The following is a 16,663-nucleotide window of genomic DNA, read 5'->3' on the forward strand; positions in this document are numbered from 1 at the left end:
TTTATGCAGAACAAATTATAAAACCTGAAGCTCTTTAAATACTTCTATAATGGCTTCAATAAGTCCTTTATCTACATTTTTTTCGGAAGCAGCATCGGGGAGAAGAGCTCTTAAGTCACCGTGATCATCACGCTCAATAACGACTTCAGTTCCATCTACGTCTACATACAGTTTATATCCATAAGAGAATGTGGCAAGCTTTCCATTGAAAAGCAGTTCTTTACCCTTATAGGTTACCGGTACTTCAAATTCTTCCATGCGTAAGCTTCTATTATAATTGGAGCAAATGTCGGAAAATTTTAATTCATATCATCATATTAACTGTAATGATAAAGCCAGATCATGCAAATTATTAAAAATATTAATGGAGTAAATCTGTATATTTATCCTTAGTTATGGAGTCATTCCCAAGCAGGAATGATCAATGAATTTGAATTAAGCAATTATGAAAGATACAATCACCATTTTCTGGTTCAGGCGTGACCTGAGATTGGAAGACAATATCGGACTTCACCATGCTCTGCAGTCTGATGCACCGGTACTACCCATTTTTATATTTGATACTGATATTCTCGGGAAGCTGGAAGATAAAGAAGACCGCAGGGTTGATTATATCCATCAGGCTTTGACAGATATCAATGTTTCATTAAAAAAGTATCATTCAAAAATCAATATCTATCATGGTAAGCCTATAGAAATATTCAGGAAATTGTCTGAAGAATACACTATCAAAAGTGTTTTCAGCAACAGAGATTATGAGCCACAGGCGATTGAGAGAGATAAGGAAATCTATTATTTTTTCAAAGAAAAAAATATTCCTTTTAAAGCCTGTAAAGATCAGGTGATTTTTGATAAGGATCAGATTGTTAAAAAAGACGGTTCGCCTTACACGGTTTACACTCCTTTTGCCAAAAAGTGGCGGGAAGCTTTAACTCCTGAGCATTATCAATCTGTTGAATTGGATTGTAAGAACCTCTTTCCACAGAAATATTCTGAGATTATGGCATTAAAGGAAATAGGTTTCAAAAAAACAGATTTTGATTTTAAAAAACCGGTTCTAGATGCAGCCATTATTGATGATTACGATAAGTACCGTGATTTTCCGGCATTACAGCATACCACACAGCTCGGAATTGCTTTACGCTTTGGAACCATCAGCATCAGAAAGTGTGTGGCTTTTGCATTGAAGCATAATGCGGTATGGCTGTCCGAGCTGATCTGGCGTGAATTTTTTATGCAGATTTTATATCATTTCCCCCAGGTGGCTCATCAGTCTTTTAAAAAGCAGTATGATAATATCCAATGGCGGAATAATGAAAAAGAGTTTAAGCACTGGTGTGAAGGAACCACAGGGTATCCGATTGTAGATGCCGGAATGAGGGAGCTGAACGAGACAGGCTATATGCATAACCGGGTAAGAATGATTGTCGCGAGCTTTTTATGCAAACATCTGTTGATCGACTGGCGTTGGGGGGAAGCGTATTTTGCATTAAAACTGAATGATTATGACCTGTCGGCCAACAATGGAAACTGGCAGTGGGCTGCAGGCTCGGGATGTGATGCTGCACCTTATTTCAGGGTTTTTAATCCAACGGCTCAGGCAGAAAAATTTGATAAAGATTTACTGTACATCAAAAAGTGGCTCCCTGAATGGAATACACCAGCATATCCATCACCCATTGTAGAACACACCTTTGCCCGTGAAAGAGCTTTATCAGAATACAAAAAAGCTTTGGCATAAATATCAGGTATCAGCAAAATGCCCGGTAACAAATTGTCACCGGGCATCAACCAATTGATATTAATATGAAAAGTTACTTACAGAAGTAACGGAATCATCAGATTGTTTTCAGATACAGCTCCTGTAATTCCTGTGCTGTAAACGCTTTGGAAGGTAAATTCTGGACAAGTTCTCCCTGTTTCATAATACCGATATTGGTAGCAACACTTACTGCATTGAAGATGTCATGAGTTGCCATTAAAACCGTTCTGCTTTCTTTACCCAGCTGTCTTACAATTTCTGTAAATTCTGCAGTAGCAATCGGATCCAGACCGCTGGTAGGCTCATCCAGAAGAAGCACTTTGGCATCTTTGGCCAGAGCAATGGCAATTCCAACTTTCTGACGCATCCCCTTGGAATAACCGCCCAATGCTTTATGATGGGCGGTTTCCTGCAAACCGGTACGTTTAAGGAGCGCAGACAGTTCATCTTTCTGGTAATCAAAACCTGCGATTTTGGAGAAAAAATCAAGGTTTTCTATTCCTGTAAGATGAGGATATAAAAGAACGGTTTCAGGAATGTAAGCCAAATGTTTTTTTATTTTTTGGGGCTCTTCTGTTACCGAAATATCATTAATAAAAGCATCTCCGGAAGTTGCTTTAATGAGTCCCAGAAGAATATTGATGGTTGTACTTTTTCCTGCTCCGTTTTGTCCGAGCAGTGCAAAAATTTCACCTTTTTTTACTTCCAGATTAAGAGAATGAAGGGCGGTAAAATCGTTGTATTTTTTATGTAGATTGACTGTTTTTAACATATTTTTCTGTATTTATATTGTGAAAGAATGATGAATAAAGCAATGAAGATGAGATAGGGAAGAAGTATCTGTATCCATTTGATAGAGGAAGAGAATTTGAAAACCTCTATCGTTTGCTGTGCCCAGTTGACAGATTCTGCACTCTTACCTGAGAAAATTAAAGGGTAGAAGAACATCCTTTTTTTCTCATGGAATTTTTTGAGCGATGAAGCATACTGCAAATGATTATTCATATCAGATTTTGCTAAATGGCTTTGTGCCAGCTGAGTATGAAGATTCGGAAGGAAATAGCCTAAATAGTCTGCTGCCTGATTCCTTTTTTGCATTTTTTCCGTATACTGTTCCGAAGATTTTGCCGATTCAAGATCTCCCATATGCTGCATGGCATAATACCAGGTCCAGGTGAATGTATCATTCTCTTCCACGGTAAAATTTCTGTATTGAGGGTATGCTCTGTAGAACTTTTCCATCGTAGGCTGCTTAGCTTCATCCCATTTGTTGTGATAGCCTTCTCTCTGTTCCATCACAGCTTTAAGGGACTCATGAACCGGATACAGCTTCTGTATCAGAATATTACTGCTCATCGGGATAATAAAATTGATGCCCACCCAAACAATCAGTAGAATTAACGCATTCTGAGCCGATGTTTTACGGAACGATACCATCCATCTGCATAAGGCAAACCAAAGAATAATATACAGCCAGCCACTGATGATAAAAGCAATATAATAAGAATCTAAAGGTATTTTCATCCAGACCGAAGCGATAATAATTAATACAAAATATACAGCTGTAACAGCCAAAAGACGGATGAACATCTTATGATCCAGAAGCTTTTGTAAATTACCGCTCTGAACCGACAGCAGCTTCCAGGTTCCTCTTTCTTCTTCCTCAGAAATCAGATTATAGCAGAATGCAACAATCACCAGTGGAAACAGGAAAACAACAACGAAACTAAAATCAAAATTACCAACTGCGGCATTGGCGGGATTATAAAAATCTGCATTATAGCGCTGTTCTTCCAGATTCCGGATGGTTACTCCCTGAATAGAAGGATTTAAATCACGCATTCCGATATTTAAAGCAGCCAGCCTGGGTGTTTCATTCACCAGATTGAATTTAATATAATAAAGAACCAGCCCCAGATCATCCTTATGAAATTTTGTATTTCTTTCAATACTTTCTTTCTGAAATGCTCCGCTTCGGGAGATGATGTCTTCGTTCCTGTCTAAAAATTTTTCCCCTGTATAAATAGCCATCAGCCCGGCTATCAATAAAAACAGCAGTGCAATGATATAGGCTTTGTTACGGTAAAATTGGGTGTATAAATAACGGTTCATTTAGATGAGTTTTAGTTTTCTTCCACTTATTTCGATAGCAATGATGCAGATAAACATCCATAGTACTAATGCAGCAGCAGATATGGGCTGTTGCTTTAAACTTTTCAGAACAGAAGTATACTGATACTGAAAATCCGGAAACCTTTCCCAGTTGTGCCTGTCGATGACAGCAGCCGGTCCGCCGTTTTCCGGTTTAATATTGCTGATGTGCTCAATTTGCAAATCATTTAAGTGCTGAGCCATTTTATAGCGATATTCTTCTGCCTGTTTCTGAAACTGATTATAAGCAAAGAAATCTGTTCCTGCGGCAATCATGGAAAAGTTTTTAATGGCAATGGCGGGATTAATGAATCCTGAAATATCAGTCAGATTTTGCTGTTTACTGTAAATGTTCTGCAGTTCTTTCTGATGTCTGATATAGATATGTGAACTTATTTTTTCCCCTTCCTTCATAACGAATCCGCCATAGTTGAAAGGAAGTTCATTGGTTGTTTTTACCTGATACTTTGCCAGTAAAGAATCCTTGATTTTTTTGAAATGCGGATCATCAGGATTATGGCTGTCTCCAGACTTTAAGATATCCTTTTCGAGTGTTGTTTCGAAAGCAATTCTGGAAGGTGCAGGATAAAAATTCTGCGCTGCAAACTGAATTCCTTTAGGCAAAACAATGATGAAAAGAAGCCAGAAACCAATAAGGCTGATCAACGCAGATGAGGTACTTTTACTGTTTGCCGATACGATAACGGTTAATGTACAGATAAAAAAATAGTAAATCATGTAAGCAGGCAGCAGTAATGACAGACGTAATACAATATCCGCTGAATCTGTTGTCTCGGACATCAGTGCAGCGACGAAAACAACAGGAATTACAGGAATAAGAAAACAGAGAGAAAACAGCCAGAGTCCCAGAATTTTGCCCCAGATAATCGCTCTTCCGGAAGTTCCCTGAACACTTATGATCTTTAAAGTAGCATTCTCACGCTCCTGAACAATTAACCCAAATCCTGAAAAGAGAATAATCAACGGGACAATGCTCTGCAGAATAAATGCACTGCTGAACGCTCCGAATCTTACCAAAGTACCCGAGCTTCCCGCTTCCGACAGATTGGCGGTATTCTGTTTATGAGCCTCCAGAAATATGACATTCCCAAGGAAGTCATCCAGTCCGTTGTCAAAAATATTCAGCGGATGTCCGATTCTGAAAACCAGATAACCGTAATGGGCCATACGGTGCGGATGCTTATCAGGCCTGTGTTCCCAGTTTTCCCGGACTTCCTTCCGGTATTCTTTTATTTTCGAAAAAGAATCGGTGTATTTTGTATATCCTATGCCAATACTCAGCATACAGAATAAGAGTACAGCAATCGTGGTGATCAGATTTTGTTTCCCTTTAAACAAATCCTGCCAGGTTTTTCTCACCATCAGTTGTAAGTTTGAAGCAGCCATATTTTAAAATTTATAAGTAGCAGTTAGTAAATAATTTCTCGGAGTTCCCGGAAACAGTCTTAAGTAGTTCTGAGCCCCGATCCAATATACTTTGTTGGTTATATTATTCAGATTGAAAGAGAGCTGGACAGTTTTTGCCGGAGTATAATACAATGCTGCATCCAGTGTCGTATAGGCGGGAAGCTCAAAACTCCTTGTAAACCACGGAATTTTAGAACTCTGATAAAGCATTCCGGCACCGATTCCGAAGTCTTTGAGGAATTCAACAGTTGAAAAATTGTAGCGTGTCCAGATATTCACGGAATTTTTAGAAGTGTTTTCCTTTCTTTTTCCTACAAGATCACGGTTGGTGTCATCCAATATTGTAGCATCAATATAGCTGTAGCCTCCGTAAATATGCCATTGAGGAAGGATATGTCCGGAAAACTCAGCTTCAAATCCACGGCTCCGGTCAGCACCACGCTGTACAAGTTCATCAGGTTCTGAAGGATTATTGGCATTGATGATTATATTTCTTTGTTTGATTTCATACACTGCAAGATTCAATGAAATTCTGCCAAAAAGCTGCGCTTTGATTCCCAGTTCTTTAAGATCAGAAGTCAGAGGCTTAAATCTTGCTGCAGATCCGGTAAGGGCTGAGGTATTGGGCATCAGCGTTACGGTATTGGATTGGGGTTGATAGCCGGTTAAATAAGTTCCATATACATTGATATGATCCGTTACACTATAGGTAATCCCGAATCTGTACAGAAGTTTATTATTTTTGAATGATGACTCATTGGCTTCTTTGAAATTGGTGATATCCTGAAACCATTCCTGACGTATTCCCGATAATATTGTCAACTTTTTCCAGGTAAGAAGATGCTGAATATAAGCAGCATGCGTTGTGGTAAGAGCAGAAGGCAGAGGGGTGATCACATTAAGCGTATTAAAATCAGTACCCTGATAATTGGCCGCACCGGGATTCAGGTCAAATGGTGTTACATTAGGTCTGGGAATGATTGTTCCATTATAATTGATGGTCTGATAATCCGAAGCATTTGCAGGATTATAAGAGGAAATCACAGAGCCATTCTTTAAAAGAAAACCTCTTGCTGCTTTCTGCTGTCCGCCTTTGCGTTTCTCCCAGATCTGGCTGTCGTAACCTATCAGAGCCTGATGCTGAACAGAACCCGTTTTGAATTTAAAATTGAAATACGCATTGATATTATCTGTTGCCCAGTTTTGTTTTCTTTGAACAAACTGCATCATGGCAAGGCTGGAAACCGGGATATTGTTCATATCAGGAACAAATGAATTGGTAGTTCTGTGCTCCTGAAGATTTTCCCTCCAGTATTGCTTCATATAAGATGCATTAAAGCTGATATATTGGTTAAAATGATGGGCAACGGTTCCCATCAGGATAAGTTCCCTTGTTTTAAAAAAATCATCAGGAGCTCCCAGGTTCAAAGCTCGTGGAGTACTGTATAAATCTGTTTTTCCTGCCACTGCCCCGAAAATAGGCTGTCCACGATCCAGATTTCCATAGAGATCATTGAAAATCATTTCCACATTCACGGATGTTTTATCATTCGGAACAAAAGTGATAGAAGGGGAGATCAGGATACCACTGTTTTTAACATGATCCCTGAATGAATGAGCATTCTGATATGCTCCGTTAAAACGATATAATAATGTTTTACTCTTATTTAAAGGACCTGTAAGATCTGTAGTGACACGATAAGTTTCAAAGCTTCCACCGGATAAACTGATTTCATGACGAGGATTGGATAATGGTTTTTTAGTAACCATATTGATGGTTCCTCCGGGATCTACACTGGACATCGTAATACTTGCCGGACCTTTGAAAACCTCCACACGTTCTATATTGGAGGTCATGGGCTGCAAAAAATAATATTGCCTTGTGCGCATTCCATTGATGATCTGTCCTTCTTCATTCTGGCTGATCCCACGGATGTTGTATTGATTATAATAGCTTGAAGGAGAAACACCGTTCACATTTTTCATGACATCTCCAAGCTGAAAAGCCTGGCGGTCGGTGATCAGTTCTTTGGTAACGGTATTAAGTGTTAAAGGCAGATCTTTGTTTTTCGTTGCGATCTTGGTGGCGGCAAAAGAGTAGTCGGAAGTATAATCTTTAGACTTTCTTCCGATAACCTCAACAGTTTGTACCACTGTAGATAACGAATCTTCCGGACGTGACTGAGCACAAAGAAGTGATGAGACTGTGATAAAGCCTGTGCTGAAAAGCTTTACAGGATTTGGGGAAATACAATAAATTATTCCCGAATAATTAAAATTACTGGTAGTCATGAATAAGGATGTACGGGCAGCGAATGGCCCATTAATAAAAAGGATATCCTTAATTGTGTAAAGACACAGATATCCACGGAATTACAGTACAGACCAAAAAATCTGTAAACGAAATATTAAGGCAGCATCGATTAAGCTACCGCAGAAAATAAGGCTGGGGGAGCTCTGGAGCTGAAAAAGTCGAGAAGACAACGATAGGAAATGGCTTTTGGCTGCGGCATTTCATTATCACTGGTTGTGTCAATGGCAAAATCCATGTTCAAAGAGTCAGGGAGAAGAATTTGTGTCATATGCATATGAAGGGCACACTGACATTCATCGTCCTGAGAAAAGGAAGGAATTTTCTCTTCTTTTGAACCTTTTTTATAGATTACTTTACTTTTGGCGTGTCTGGCATGATCAAGACACGTGGTTACCCCGCTGACATTTGAAACAAATATCAGAAGTAAAGAAAAAACAAAAAAGACTCTGAGAAATTTTTGCATAACAGAAAGCAAATGTACAATTTAATTTGATAAAAATTGAATGATGAAGAAAAAGTAGGTGATGTTTTCTTTAAAAATTAAAAATAATTCAGTTCCAATTATCATTTACCGGATCGAAATGATTGCCTATTTGGGTTTGCAGCAATATTGATAAGAATGATATGAAATAAGGCACTTATAAAACTACGGTATTTCGTATATTATTTTTAGGTGACTCTCTTTAAATGATTTTATAATCAATACATTATGATTTTATGCCTGTTTATTGATTATAGAATATTCTAAAAATAAATACATTATGAATACTAAAGAATTCAGAACTTTTGGTATGCCCTGGGAAGAGGCATATGGCTATGTGCAATCTGTAAAAAGCGGTGACACGGTGTGGATCTCCGGACAGCTGGGCCACGATATGCAGGGAAATCTTGCAGAAGGAATGGAAAACCAGTTCAGACAGACCTATCAGAATATAGGCAAGTTGCTGAGTGAATTTGGATTAAATGCCGGCCATGTTACAGAAGAAGTTATCTATGTTACCGATATGCAGGAAGGCTTTGAAAGCAGAAAGGTTTTTGGAAAAGAATTTTATGGTGAGTCCTGTATGGTTGCCAGTACCATTGTCGGAGTGACTGAGCTGGCACTTCCCGGGCAGAAAGTGGAAATTAAAGTTACAGCTAAAGTTTAAAGGGATTATCAGAATTCTATGTACTGTTTATCCGATATATGATTGAGATCATATTCGACGGTATTGACACTTTATTATATTTGGGCATTGAAAATTTCATATTTCTGACAAATTACAGTATAACCTCTCAGTGATTCGGGAGGTTTTTTTGTGGGGAAATTTGAATATATACAACCCACACTTTGTTTCATGATTATTTATTTTCCTAACATACAAACAATTAAATTGCAATCATTACGGTTTCCCGTAGAGAATGACTACAGCCTATCCTTATATTTACAAAGTTTTAACAAACAATAAGTACAGAAAGTTTTTTTAGCCTCCTCAGGGAGGTTTTTTTATGACCATGCTCATAACCTCAAAAAGAAAGTCTTATTAATTTTGGAATGTTAATCAAATTTTTTTTATAAGTTTTTATCCTCGGAGAGATCCGGGGATTTTTCATTGTATCATTTGGTATATCAAATTCAACCCTGGAAGCAGGCTTTGGAAGACTGTTTTATGATCTTATGGATTAACAGGAAGATTGTAATCTGAAAAACACAATCAATCGTACTTCCCGATCAGGCAGATGAGGTTATTTAATCTCATCTTTCAATTGTGTCACCACTATTTCAAGGGTCTTTTTTATTTTTTCAAATAAGGAATACAGCTCAGGAAATTCCTTATTTTGTTCCTTTGCAAGTAATTCAAGCTGTTTTACAACATCCTCAATAGAAACAATTCCAATAGACTGTATGCCCGGTCTGATTTTATCCATCAGTTTTGCAATTTCGGTGTAGTTTTTCTCTTCAAACGCTTTTTCCACCAATGGAATTATTGTCTCGGTCTGCATAATAAATAATGAGATCATTTTCTGTATAAATTCTTTATCACCCCTGCTGAGGGTTTGTATCCTTTTCAGGTTGTAGAGGCTTTTTTCATCTGTATCAGATACTGTCTCTGCAGTTTTTTCATGAATTTTGACATACTTATAAATGATATTCAGTAAATTTTCTTCATTAAAAGGCTTAGTGATATAATCATTCATTCCCGCGTTAATGCAATGATCTATTTCTGTTTTAAAAGCATTGGCCGTAAGTGCTATCACGGGAGTCTTAATTCCAAGTTCCTTTCTTACTATTTTAGTGGCTTCGATACCATCCATTTCCGGCATTTGCAGGTCCATCAAAATAATGTCAAATTCTTCTCTTTTTAAAATTTCTATGGCTATTTTACCATTTTCGGCTTTGGCGACGCTGCATTTAAAATGATGTAGTGATTTTTCGGCAACCAGCTGATTAAGGGCATTATCTTCCACCAGAAGAACTCTTGTGCCGGCGACGGAAATATGTTGATTTTTCCAGTCATTTTTTTTCAGATCCTCTTCACTGCCTCTGTCCAGAAGTAAAGTTATTGTAATAGATGTACCCGTATTTTTTTCACTTTCAACATTAATTTCACCCTTCATAAGGTAAATAAGTTCCCGTGTAATAGACATTCCAAGACCAGTACCTCCATATTTTCTCGAAATTGAACTGTCTTCCTGATTGAATTTTTTGAATATATCACGTACATATTCTTCGCTCATTCCAATTCCCGTGTCCGTAATGCTGATTGAAATGGTCTGTTGGTCGGGGAAACTTTTCAAGACCTTGGATTCAACTCTGATCTGGCCCTCATTGGTGAATTTTAGCGAATTCCCAATAATATTATACAGAACCTGTTCAAGCCTTAACGAATCACCTTTTAAAACAGAAAAAATATCAGGTGAAAAATAGGTGATCAGCTTGAGTTTTTTCTCATCCGCTTTTGGTTTGAGAACAGAAATCACCTTTTGAATGCTGTCTTTTAAAGAAAAACTTTTATTTTCCAGAGACATTTCTCCCGATTCAATTTTAGAGATATCCAGTATATTATTGATAATTGATAATAAGTGTTGTGAAGCATTGTAGCTGTTTTCTACAAATTCTTGCTGATCTGAAGAAAGGTGGCTTCTTTTAAGTTCACGCAAAAAACCAATGATGCCATTAAGAGGGGTTCGGATTTCGTGGCTCATATTGGCCAGAAAAACCTCTTTTGCCTTGGAGGCCTCCAGGGCTTTTGCTTTTTCAAGTTTTAATTCGTCTTCCAGTTTTTTTTGGTCGGTTATGTCAAGATGAATTCCTATGGATCCTAATAAATTTCCCTGATCATCATAACTGGGAGCTCCACTTATGGCCCACCATCTTGTTTCCCCCTTCTTATTCCTGACAGGAAGCTGATACACACTGGAAACTCCTTTTTTTCTTAATTCTATCTGATCCTGTATGAAACGGATATTATTTTCTCCATACAGGAAAAGTTCACTGGGATTTTTGCCAATGACTTCATCCAGTGAAAACCCTGAAACATCACAAAAACTCTGATTAGCGTAGCGGATAATTTCATGATTGTCTACTTCAATGAGCCCTAAATTCATATTAGCAATAATATTACGGTATTTCTCTTCCTGTTGCTTTATGTAATCTTCGGCCCTTTTTCTTTTTCTCAGCTGTTCAGAAAGATACAGGGATAATTCTTTAAGGTCTTCTGATTTTTTTATTTCAATATCGGAGTCAATAATCTTTAATGACTCGTATAAATTGCTGATAGATTCCTGTTTAAGGGTATTTTCATCTTTAAGATTTTGATAAAGCTCCTGATATTCTTCTTCACTTTGTTTGAAAGCGTAGTCCATGAGTTCCTTATCCCTGTCAAATGATTTGTAGGATTCATTAACTGCATTGATGAAATTAGTAAACTGCGAATGATTTTTACAGTCGTCCGTAAGGTATTTATTAATCTGCCTTTCAAGCAAATTGTGTAATTTGATTTCCATAGCTATTCAATTTCATTCACTGTGGTAATGGTAATTGTTTGATTGTGCAGAGCACAGTTGCCAAACGGGCTTAAAGGAGATAATTCTCCATATGAATAAAATCCGGTCAGTACCGTATCTGATTTGAAAACATCCCGAACAATATCTGCTTCTTCATACACTCTGTCACCCAGTACGATCTTTCTTCCCACGCAGCTGATAATGATTCCCAGTTTAATGTTATGTTGGGTCATCCGGAGGCATTCATTTGCTGCGTCATTTGCTGCATCAATAAGCCTGTCCATATTGGCTTTCATAAACCTTACTTTGCTTCCTTCCGGTAAATCTCCCGCAAAAATCATTGTGTCATCTTTAATGGACAGAATCGTTCTTACTACTGATGACGGATCTTTGGATAGCTTAAGCGATAATGGAAAAAGCAGGGCAGAGCCGGGAAGCTCTTCAGCATATTTTCCCAGATATTTTTTATAGAGATCCAGTGCGTTTTTATTATCAATCTCGTAAAGAAGATTATTTTGTGATTTTGTAACTATCCTTTCAAGTCCAAAGCTTTCCCAGCCTCCGATTGAAGAATGTGATAATTCAAGATGTTCTCCATAAAATCCAACAGCAAGAATTTTATTGGGCTGGGGAACCTGATTGAGCCCAACCACTGTTTTTTCAAATTTATCCCCATCTCCGGCAAGTCCCCCTGAGATCAAAACTTTTTCCGGACGGCTGGCGTTAAGTCCATGTACCACCTGGCTGCCATTTACCTTGTTGCCATCTGAAAGGATGAATACCCATCTAAGCCCTTCTGAAGGCAGATTTTCAATTAATTTTTTTCCTGCGTCATAGCTGTCTGAAAAATTTTCAATATCAATTTGTGACGTTTTTATGAAAGATGTTGAAAAACTGATTGCGGTTAAAACAACTGTTCCATCATACACTTCATTACAAAAAATTTCTCCTGAGGAAGAGGAGAGGGCGATCTCTGCATTCGGAAACTTTTTCTTTAAAAGAATAAAAAAGTCCTCTTTTTCTATAATATTTCTGGTTCCAAATCCTATGACGAGCTGCACTTCGTGATAGTCAAGCTTTTCTTCATTTCTTTCTGATTTGAAATCTCCGTTTATAAAAAGTAATTTGGCAACTTTCATGTAATTATTGCTGTTTCAAGGTTATTAATCGCTTATAAATAATTGATTTTCCTATTTCTTTTAGATGGCTTTAATCTGTTTAAAGAGTTCACCATCTTGAATGTCAGGTAATCGAAAGTCAGTACAAATTATACCAGGATATTTGTATGGGGTTGAAATGCAGTTTTTTGTATTTCTGAATAGCAGGACTTCGTAATCGGGATTTAGCGGGAGATGATATTTTAACATTTCTCCAAAGAAATTATTATCGTCGGCTATAAATATTTTACACATTTGCGTTGGTTTTAGTTTTAAGTTTACTACTAAAATAAGTAATTTTCATCAACTAATGAATTATTTTATCATAAAGATTGATAAATTTAAATTATAATTGATTATTATTGAATATTATGTATGAAAGCAGCGGGTGAGTCTTTGATTTTATTAAAGCAGGTTTCACTTATTCGCAGCCTTTTTTTTGAAATAACCCCTCAATAAAAAGTTGTTTCTGGCCGCAGCCTCTAATTCCCTGAGTTCATCAACCCCTTTACCGATATTATTGATGGTAGAATCTACAGACCTTCCCAATCTTGGATTATCAACCAATTTGGAAACTACATTTTCGTCATTGTTGATCTTTGTAGTGAATTTTTTCAGATCCTCAGAAGATTTCTCCAGATTGGTCAATGTTTTTTCCAGTGAGGCCGCTAAAGTATCATTTGTCGTTATTTGAGAAAGTATATTGTTCTTATCATTGAGTTTCGCAGCGAAAAGGCTGATCTGCCCTGCACTGTTTTTTAAATCAAGAATACTGCTTTCCATATTATCGCTCAGACTTTTATCAGCAAATACCCTGTAGATAATTCCATCCTTATTGTGGAGAACAGGAGTGAATGAAGCGAAATCATTCATGCTTGTCTGAAGATTCTGTACCGTTTTGTCTATACGGTTCGCAAAATCCTTACTGGTCATTATTTTTACCAGTAAACCGTCCTTATTGTTCATCTTGGCTGTGAAATCAACCAGTCCGGTGGTAACGGTCCGGATATTGTCTGCGCTTTTCTTAATGCTGAAAAGGACATCTTCAATTTCCGTGCTTTTGTATGAAGCAATTACAGTATTATTACCAACTACATTGGCAGAACCTGTTCCCGGAGAAATAACAAGTACTTTATCACCAACCAATCCGTCTGAAGCGATGCTTGCAACCGCATCTGTCTTAATATACTGCTGAACATCTTTTTTGATGCTCATTTTTACCATAACCAGTGAATCAGAAATAAAATCTATTTTACTGACAGTTCCGATATTGATCCCGGAAAGGCGTACATTGCTGCCTTGTTTTAATCCGCTTACATTTTCGAATTCTGAACGCAGAATAAAGTTAGAACCAAATATATTTCTTTTAAGGCCAATAAAATAGATGGTCAATATAAAGAGGATGATCCCTGCGATAACAAAGATTCCTAATTTCAGATTATTTGATGATTCGTTTTTCATGACTTCCTCCATTTATTTTTCAAAAAATGATTTTATCCAGCTGTCCATATTGCTTTCAATAGATTGATAGGTTCCTTCCATATTGACCTTTCCATCTTTCAGTACAATAACCCGGTCACTGGTATACTTTGCACATAATAAATCATGGGTGATAATGATAGAAGTTGTATTGAACTTCTGCTTAATGCTGCGTATCAGTTCTATAATTTCTTTGGCAGTAATCGTATCCAGCCCTCCGGTTGGTTCGTCATAGATCATTATTTCAGGCTTGATGATCAGAGCTCTTGCGAGGCCTATTCTTTTGCGCATTCCTCCTGAAAGTTCTGATGGCATTTTGTCGATGGCTTCTTCAAGGCCGACATTGCTTAGCGCTTCTGTAATGGCTTGATCTATTGTTTCTTCACTCAGATTTTTATTATGATGCTGTAAGGTGAATGCTAAATTTTGTCTCACCGTCATAGAATCATATAAAGCTCCGCTTTGAAACAGAAAACCAATTTTTTTCCTCACCTTGTTAAGCTCTTCTTCATTAAGGCTGGTTATTGCTTTTCCGCCAATATAGATTTCTCCTTCATCAATTTTGGTAAGACCTACAAGGCATTTTACCGTAACGGACTTTCCTGAACCTGATCTTCCTAATATCACCAGATTTTCTCCTTTTTTAACCTGAAAGCTGATCCCGTCCAATACCTTATTATTGCCATAAGATTTGCATACATTCTTAAACTCGATTAGCGGTCCGTTAATCTGAGGTAAGGTAAATTCAGCGTTAAGGTTTTCATATGTTTTCATTACAATTCAAAAAATAAATCCGCGATCTGTACTGCGAGCAAATCAATAATAAAAATCATCAGGGAAGCTGAAACTACGGCTGTGTTGGCAGCTTTTCCTACGCTTTTTGTTCCTCCTTCAGCACTAAAACCATGATAACAGCCGATAATTCCGATAAAAAAACCGAAAAAAAATGTTTTCAGGGTTGCCGGAAGAAGATCGGCAAATTCCAGTGACTCAAAAACATGGGAAAAATAGTGACTGATACTATTATCTCCGTGAATATTGATTCCTATAAAACCTCCCAGAATTCCCACCAGATCGGCAAAAATTACCAGGACAGGGATCATTAATGTTGTGGCAAGGGTTCTTGTTACAACAAGATAACGGTAAGGATTAATGGCAGAAACCTCCATAGCATCAATCTGTTCGGTAACCTTCATAGATCCAAGCTCGGCACCTATTCCGGATGAAACTCTTCCTGCACAGATCAGAGCGGTAATAACCGGAGCAATTTCTCTTATTAATGAAAGGGAAACCATACCCGGTATCCAGGATTCAGCCCCAAATCTGGACATTGCCGGACGTGACTGAATGGTAAGTACCAGCCCCATGATAAAAGCAGTTACGGTGACCAGAGGTAATGACTGATATCCCACAACAAAACATTGTCTGGTAAACTCTTTATATTCAAAACCGGATTTCACCATTTCTCTGAAAAACCGGGCAGAAAAGGAGGCAATATTGCCTGCAATAGCAAAGCTTTTTGTAAGAAAAGATTTCACAATATTCTGTTTAATTTCTGATAACCGGAATCTTTTACTTATACATTGTATTCATAATCGACTTCCAGTTTGTTTTTTAAATGTTTAATACCAGGAGTTTTCCAGGCAATCCGGCCTGCTTCTTCCTTTTGCTGCCATGAATGGACAGTTCCTGTCAGGGTTACTGTTGTACCAGTTACAGAGACCGTTATTTCTCTTTCATCAACAGCACTTCTTTTCAATGCTTCTTCTACTTTATTTTTACTGACCGTATCATCAGTATCGGGATTGATGGTGATATTATTAAAGATACCTTTTATTCCGGGGAGGAATTGTATTGCATTTTCAGTAATCTCTCTCTGATAATCCCAGGGAAGCTCACCATCCAGATCTACCCATCCGTTTTCTACCTTAACCTTTATCTTATCCTGAGGAATAATAACATTGGAAGCAAAAGCACTGATGATTTCAGCACCAATTTCAGCATCCGTTTTTACCTTTGAGTCCGGAAGTTTTACCTGGATGTTTTCTACCAGTACCTTTACTCCGGCTACATTTCTGGCTGCATTTTCTGCCTGTTTCTTTTTCGAAAAGCTATCAACAGTTCCGGTTAAAGATACAACCCCATCTGCTGCCGTAACTCCTATTTCTGCAGGGTGGAGCAGAGGTTCCCACTTGATGGCATCCTGTACATCTTGCTGTAATTGTTCGTTTGTTTTCATCTGTAGTCAATTTTGTACTTCAAAGTTCAGGAAGACTTACAGTTAAAGGAATGATGGCAGTCATTCTGAAAAATGATGTTGATCATATGATGGTTGTGCATATAATTTTTAAGTTGATTTATCAAAACAGATGATTGCTGTATTCA

The 16,663-nt window shown here is 37.6% G+C and carries 14 protein-coding genes; 2 read left to right on the forward strand and 12 right to left on the reverse strand.

From position 1 onward, the window contains the following. Positions 1–15: 15 nt before the first annotated feature. Positions 16–258: a hypothetical protein gene (locus FFS26_RS00695; RefSeq protein WP_110008709.1), complete on the reverse strand. Its 243-nt coding sequence runs from the start codon at positions 256–258 to the stop codon at positions 16–18. A gap of 187 nt (positions 259–445) precedes the next feature. Between FFS26_RS00695 and FFS26_RS00700 the strand changes: the two genes are divergently transcribed. Beyond that, on the forward strand, positions 446–1,741 hold the full coding sequence (locus tag FFS26_RS00700; RefSeq protein WP_137904006.1) for a cryptochrome/photolyase family protein: 1,296 nt from the start codon (positions 446–448) through the stop codon (positions 1,739–1,741). A 97-nt stretch (positions 1,742–1,838) separates the two neighbouring features. On the opposite strand, the gene FFS26_RS00705 is transcribed toward FFS26_RS00700, so the two are convergent. The 5 genes from FFS26_RS00705 to FFS26_RS00725 all read right to left on the reverse strand — a co-directional run bounded on the left by FFS26_RS00705 (position 1,839) and on the right by FFS26_RS00725 (position 8,118). Next, positions 1,839–2,534, reverse strand: coding sequence for an ABC transporter ATP-binding protein (locus FFS26_RS00705; protein WP_110008711.1), 696 nt, complete (start codon positions 2,532–2,534; stop codon positions 1,839–1,841). Continuing rightward, positions 2,528–3,874 (reverse strand): DUF3526 domain-containing protein, encoded by a 1,347-nt coding sequence (locus FFS26_RS00710; RefSeq protein WP_137904007.1) that lies wholly within the window; start codon positions 3,872–3,874, stop codon positions 2,528–2,530. The genes FFS26_RS00705 and FFS26_RS00710 overlap by 7 nt, the downstream gene beginning before the upstream one ends. Beyond that, the gene (locus FFS26_RS00715) at positions 3,875–5,320 is read right to left on the reverse strand and encodes an ABC transporter permease (RefSeq protein WP_110008713.1); all 1,446 of its coding nucleotides are present in this window, start codon (positions 5,318–5,320) and stop codon (positions 3,875–3,877) included. A gap of 3 nt (positions 5,321–5,323) precedes the next feature. Further along, on the reverse strand, positions 5,324–7,633 hold the full coding sequence (locus FFS26_RS00720) for a TonB-dependent siderophore receptor (RefSeq protein ID WP_137904008.1): 2,310 nt from the start codon (positions 7,631–7,633) through the stop codon (positions 5,324–5,326). A 131-nt stretch (positions 7,634–7,764) separates the two neighbouring features. After that, positions 7,765–8,118 carry a hypothetical protein gene (locus FFS26_RS00725; RefSeq protein ID WP_137904009.1) on the reverse strand — a complete coding sequence of 118 codons (354 nt, stop codon included), beginning with the start codon at positions 8,116–8,118 and terminating at the stop codon, positions 7,765–7,767. A gap of 298 nt (positions 8,119–8,416) precedes the next feature. On the opposite strand from FFS26_RS00725, the gene FFS26_RS00730 reads away from it, so the two are divergent. Then, complete coding sequence (locus FFS26_RS00730) at positions 8,417–8,803, forward strand: Rid family hydrolase (protein ID WP_110008716.1); 387 nt, start codon at positions 8,417–8,419, stop codon at positions 8,801–8,803. A gap of 577 nt (positions 8,804–9,380) precedes the next feature. Here the strand turns inward: FFS26_RS00730 and FFS26_RS00735 are convergent. The 6 genes from FFS26_RS00735 to FFS26_RS00760 form a co-directional block, all read right to left on the reverse strand. Continuing rightward, a complete protein-coding gene (locus FFS26_RS00735) occupies positions 9,381–11,642 on the reverse strand; it encodes a PAS domain-containing hybrid sensor histidine kinase/response regulator (protein ID WP_137904010.1) in 2,262 nt (753 codons plus the stop codon). A gap of 2 nt (positions 11,643–11,644) precedes the next feature. Then, positions 11,645–12,781, reverse strand: a complete 1,137-nt coding sequence (locus FFS26_RS00740; RefSeq protein WP_137904011.1) for an FIST signal transduction protein — start codon at positions 12,779–12,781, stop codon at positions 11,645–11,647. Positions 12,782–13,216: 435 nt separating this feature from the next. Then, positions 13,217–14,260, reverse strand: coding sequence for an MlaD family protein (locus FFS26_RS00745; RefSeq protein ID WP_137904012.1), 1,044 nt, complete (start codon positions 14,258–14,260; stop codon positions 13,217–13,219). A 12-nt stretch (positions 14,261–14,272) separates the two neighbouring features. Continuing rightward, on the reverse strand, positions 14,273–15,052 hold the full coding sequence (locus FFS26_RS00750; protein ID WP_137904013.1) for an ABC transporter ATP-binding protein: 780 nt from the start codon (positions 15,050–15,052) through the stop codon (positions 14,273–14,275). Further along, entirely contained in the window at positions 15,052–15,816 is a 765-nt protein-coding gene (locus FFS26_RS00755; RefSeq protein ID WP_137904014.1) for an MlaE family ABC transporter permease, read from the reverse strand. Before FFS26_RS00755 ends, FFS26_RS00750 begins: the two co-directional genes overlap by 1 nt. A gap of 38 nt (positions 15,817–15,854) precedes the next feature. After that, positions 15,855–16,517: a BON domain-containing protein gene (locus FFS26_RS00760; protein ID WP_137904015.1), complete on the reverse strand. Its 663-nt coding sequence runs from the start codon at positions 16,515–16,517 to the stop codon at positions 15,855–15,857. Positions 16,518–16,663 lie beyond the last annotated feature (146 nt).

The sequence above is a fragment of the Chryseobacterium sp. 2VB genome (assembly GCF_005503635.1).
In the GTDB taxonomy this organism is placed as follows: Bacteria; Bacteroidota; Bacteroidia; order Flavobacteriales; family Weeksellaceae; genus Chryseobacterium; species Chryseobacterium cupriresistens.